At 46.8% G+C, this 2,619-nt stretch carries 4 protein-coding genes and 1 pseudogene; all 5 read right to left on the reverse strand.

Translation table 11 applies throughout. The annotated features are described in order from the left end of the window. A pseudogene (locus BCA33_RS17710) lies at positions 1–384 on the reverse strand (hypothetical protein); the annotation flags it as partial. 392 nt (positions 385–776) lie between these two features. Beyond that, the gene (locus BCA33_RS17720) at positions 777–1,337 is read right to left on the reverse strand and encodes a hypothetical protein (protein WP_071267945.1); all 561 of its coding nucleotides are present in this window, start codon (positions 1,335–1,337) and stop codon (positions 777–779) included. A gap of 80 nt (positions 1,338–1,417) precedes the next feature. Further along, the gene (locus BCA33_RS17725; protein ID WP_071267947.1) at positions 1,418–1,816 is read right to left on the reverse strand and encodes a GFA family protein; all 399 of its coding nucleotides are present in this window, start codon (positions 1,814–1,816) and stop codon (positions 1,418–1,420) included. A gap of 100 nt (positions 1,817–1,916) precedes the next feature. Then, the gene (locus tag BCA33_RS17730; protein ID WP_071267949.1) at positions 1,917–2,237 is read right to left on the reverse strand and encodes a DUF2845 domain-containing protein; all 321 of its coding nucleotides are present in this window, start codon (positions 2,235–2,237) and stop codon (positions 1,917–1,919) included. 212 nt (positions 2,238–2,449) lie between these two features. Next, positions 2,450–2,619: transposase (locus tag BCA33_RS17735; RefSeq protein ID WP_175469828.1), on the reverse strand; the 170-nt coding region annotated here is incomplete at its 5' end.

The raw sequence follows: 2,619 nt of genomic DNA on the forward strand, positions 1-2,619 counted from the left end.
GCAGAGAACCTTCATTACACTTTCGAATGCGCTGCCACATTTAGCGAGGCAATCCCGATGATCTTTCTTTCGATGGTCTTCTAGCGCCTTCAAAAACTCGTCGTTTGCATGTTTGAACTCTGGCGCACTCAACAGCATGAGCGTGGGCTCCATCGCATTTTGATGCACTACCTCGCTATCCTTGCGAATGATTTGAGGGAATTCCGCAATCCGAATCGCCACAGACGGAGCGCCGTGGAAGGATGATTCAGTTTCTTCAATTGAGTATCCGGTCAGATGGTAAGGAAGTGCGTCAATACGGAAGAAATCGTTGATACCCTGAATCAGTGTATTATCCGGCCACTTAATACCAGGAAGGTCTGACCGAAAGATTAACTCAATCAAGTCAAGAAAATGCTCATCACTACAAGTGCCTAAGAAATTTAGAAGGTCATCTTCCGGCGATGAATGAGTGGATGCTTCAGAGAGCCAAATTTGCCATAGAGGTATGCAGCCTTCTGGTGCAGCCCAACCAAGAATGCATAAAATTGATTTTGAAGAGTATCGCGCAGCAACATCAAGACCCGATTCCGAAACTCCCTCGTTAGCGGTTTGATCGCCACATTCGGGAGATTCTGCTCACGTCTTGAAAAAACATCGAATAACTTTTCGAACACTTTGAGGTCTCCGTACCACATGACGCTGAATTCAGCGGCAGCCTTGACGGAGCGAAGCGGAGTCAAGGCTGTCCGGTGGAGGCCCGAAGGGCCGGAACGAACTGGAATGACTTGTTAAATTTATAAATCCGCTTCCTCTAAGAAATAAACATCGTCCTCAAGTAACATGCTGGAGCACGTTGCCATTTTTTTAAACATAGGGCGATTGGATTCACTTGAATATACATTTATCATGATTTTTGTAATATTCTCAAGGTCTTCAGCAAGTGACTCAGGCTTACTCTTATTCGTAAAGCCTTTATGTTCGAAATAAGTGTTTATCCCAAATAATTCTCGGTATTTGGCTTCAACTCCGTACCCAAAACGGCTTTTTACTTTCTGCAAAGCCAATTTGCATATCTTTTTTCCCCCGACCTTCTTGAAGAATGCATATTCTGGGTAAATCGTGAGACTCAGATTTATACGGTTCCCTTCCCAGTCATACTCAACCCCGGCCAGATTTCTAAAAGTCAGGTCAAGATCCTCAAACTCGATAGAGAAAATTTCATCTTTAACTTTGTATAAACCCCACTCGAACATCGTCAACGGTTCATTCATGAGGTAGGAAACCGTTTTATTAGGTCCCGAACTTGCATTTGAAGAAGCTAATAGGAGAAGCATCGGAATAATTGCTGCTCGCATTTCTCGGTCTCCTAAAAATTTAACGCTGAGCGAAGCGGCGGCTGAAAGCCGTCCGCCTTACGCGGCTTGTTATCACTGTCTCAGTCATACTCCGCATTCTGAGGCAGATCGTCCGTAATCTCGAACCAGGGAGCCTTGTTGCCCACAAATACGTGGCGCCCTGCTTTTACTCCCGGGTCGGTATCCAGTGTTCCGAGTGGAAAGCCATAGATCTCGGGATTTGCGTCGAATTTTGTGTAGAGGCTAGAACCGCAGTTTGAGCAAAAGCCCTTGTGCTCACCCGGAGAAGATTCGTAGAACTTCATCAACTCCTGACCTTTGACGGTGTGCCAGTCAGAAGATTGCACCTTAGCGCGGGTTCTGAATGCGGAGGCATGCAGCTTCCGGCACATTGAGCAATGACAGTTCAGGACATCGGTCAGCGGACCGTTGATTTCGTATTGAATGCCTCCGCAGAGACAGCTACCCGTGTTCTTCATAAATGCACCTCCTTGTGTGATAACGCTGCCAGCATGCGCGGCTTTGTAGTGGAGGCGAAGCCGCAACGAAAAAGGCGTCGCCGTGCCTGGCCTTGTTATATTATTTTTGGTCCCAACCGATGACCTCGCCATTCTCCAAGGTAACTCTCAGTGAGTAACGGCCTTTTCCTGTTTTATTATATTTCCATACTTCCTTGGTTTTGGTTTTTAGCACCTTCTGATCAATATCCATAGGCTTTCCAAGCGAATCCATGAGCTGCTCTTCGGACTGACCTTGCCAAAACATTTTCTTCATCAGTCGATCAACAAGCTCAGCGTCACCATATTTCTCCATAAGACGCTCTCTTCTCATTTTCTCTTGATAGTAAGCCAGCACGAAAAACCCAGCCACCACCAATATTACCCACCAATACCATGCCATTCGTACGAACTCCCTTTAGATATAACGAGGCTGTAGAAAAACCCTTCACAGAGCCTGATCCAGAGCCGCTTTGTTGTTTTTACATCACTTGCGATCAACTGGAGCAAGTTCGTTATTTTCTCAGCAACACTGGAGCGCTAGTTACATTTAACCCCCAACGCTGCTCATCTAGCCCTCTGAGGACTGTTCACGGCTGTACCATAGCCCAGCTATCATGCCGCTAACTGCCCGTAGTTCGCCAGTTTCTCAATGTTGTGCACCAGGCAATACAATTGCCACTGACCCTGCACCTTCTTTTTGCCTCGCAAGCTGAAGCGATTCAGTCTTTTGTTCGTGCCGATGTTGCCGAACACGGGCTCCACTACCGACATGCGGTGGCTAT

Source organism: Marinobacter sp. AC-23, assembly GCF_001858325.1.
In the GTDB taxonomy this organism is placed as follows: domain Bacteria; phylum Pseudomonadota; class Gammaproteobacteria; order Pseudomonadales; family Oleiphilaceae; genus Marinobacter.